The sequence below is a fragment of the Cryobacterium sp. Y62 genome (assembly GCF_002929785.1).
Lineage (GTDB): Bacteria > Actinomycetota > Actinomycetes > Actinomycetales > Microbacteriaceae > Cryobacterium.
Map to the genome: position 1 here is coordinate 1 of NZ_PJJK01000018.1, position 1,667 is coordinate 1,667.

Annotated in this window: 2 protein-coding genes; one reads left to right on the top strand and one right to left on the bottom strand. The window is 60.2% G+C overall.

Features of this window, described 5'->3' with window-relative positions; translation table 11 throughout:
• Nucleotides 1–564 (bottom strand): carbonic anhydrase (locus CXY71_RS00130; RefSeq protein ID WP_104133724.1); only part of this gene is annotated, 564 nt, incomplete at its 3' end.
• Nucleotides 565–681: 117 nt separating this feature from the next.
• Here CXY71_RS00130 and cynR point away from each other — a divergent pair.
• A complete protein-coding gene (gene cynR, locus CXY71_RS00135) occupies nt 682–1,557 on the top strand; it encodes a transcriptional regulator CynR (protein ID WP_104133725.1) in 876 nt (291 codons plus the stop codon).
• The last annotated feature ends 110 nt before the right edge of the window (nt 1,558–1,667 follow it).

Here is a 1,667-nt window from a genome sequence, read left to right on the forward strand (position 1 = left end):
ATTATGGTTATCAACAGCCAGCATTGGCAGCGTAGGAGAAACCACTAATTCCGCTGTCCGAAATACCCGCGGCAGGTCAGTCCTGATGTTGGTCAGCTGGGCGATGACGTTCCCACGGACCATTGCTTCCAACGACTCCTGGGCCGATCCGTCGGTGCGGGCGGCGTTGACAGCCTTCGCCGCGTCGGCGTGGGCAAGCCAGCTGGCCACGGCCGGCAGGTGGTCCAGGTTCATGTCGGTCGAGACAGCAGTCATCGCTCCGCAATCGGAATGGCCACAGATGATGATGTCCGTAACGCCCAGGACGGCGACCGCGTACTCGACTGTCGCGGAGACACCGCCGGGCTCCGGGCCGTAGGCGGGCACGATGTTGCCAGCATTGCGGATCACAAAGAGGTCACCCGGTTCTTGCTGAGTCAGCAACTCTGGCACGACCCGGCTATCCGAGCAAGCAATGAACAGGGCCTCGGGGTTCTGGGCGGTGGCCAGCTCCTTGAACAGTTCAGAACGCGCAGGAAAGGCCTCCCGTTGGAATTTCAGAAAGCCCTTAATGATGTCTTGCATGGGCTGTGTCCTCGATGTTGGGGGAGGGGGGATAACTCAAGGATGACGGAAACTATCTATAGTGTCCAAGACCTCTTTATGATGGAGTCAATAAGTAATTTCTATAGTTGGAGAATCGTGACGTTGCGACACATTCGTTACCTGGCCGCGGTCGCGGAACACCAAAACTTCACTCGCGCGGCCGAGGCGCTCCACGTCTCCCAACCGACGCTGTCACAACAGATCAAGCAATTGGAGAACTCGTTGCACGTCCAGCTTTTGGACCGGTCCGGACGGACCGTGCGGCTGACAGACGCTGGCGAGACCTTCCTGCGCTATACCCGCCGCGCCCTGCGGGAACTTGACGCCGGAACCCGGGCCATCCACGACGTGCAGGACTTGAGCCGTGGATCGCTCCGGTTAGCGATGACCCCCACGTTCACCGCATACCTGATCGGTCCACTGGTCGAACGCTTCCGCACCCGCTATTCCGGCATTACCTTGAGTCTGCAGGAGATGACTCAGGACCGCATCGAGGTGGCGCTGGCCGAGGACACCCTCGATCTCGGTATCGCATTTGCCGAGGTGCGTTCGTCCGAGATCGAGGCCCAGGCTTTGTTCGTCGAAACCCTCGGCTTGGTTGTCGGCACCAACCACCCCCATGCCGGGAAGCAGGCACCCATGACCCTGCGAGAGTTGGAACAGGAGCAGCTTGTGCTGCTCAGAAGCGACTTTGCGACTCGGCGCCACATCGACCTGCACTTCCGGGATCACGGCGTTGCCCCGCGCATCGCGATCGAAGTTGACTCCGTCAGCGCGATCATGGAAATCGTTCGTCGCGGCCAGCTCGCCACCATGCTGCCCGAAGCCATTGCCCGCGAACAGCATGGGCTCAACCCTGTTGCTGTACTGCCTGCCATTCCGCACCGCACCGCAGCCCTGCTCAGAAGACAGGGTGGGTACATGAGCGCAGCCAGCCGAGCCTTCACCGAGCTGATATCGACGTGGAGCTAGCCGCCTGACCGGGACTGTCTCTTAAACGATGTTTTCGGCGTGACGCGCTGCACTTTGGTCTGGCGGTAAAGGTGCCGTGATGACGACACTTGATGCTGTGACGAAGAAGA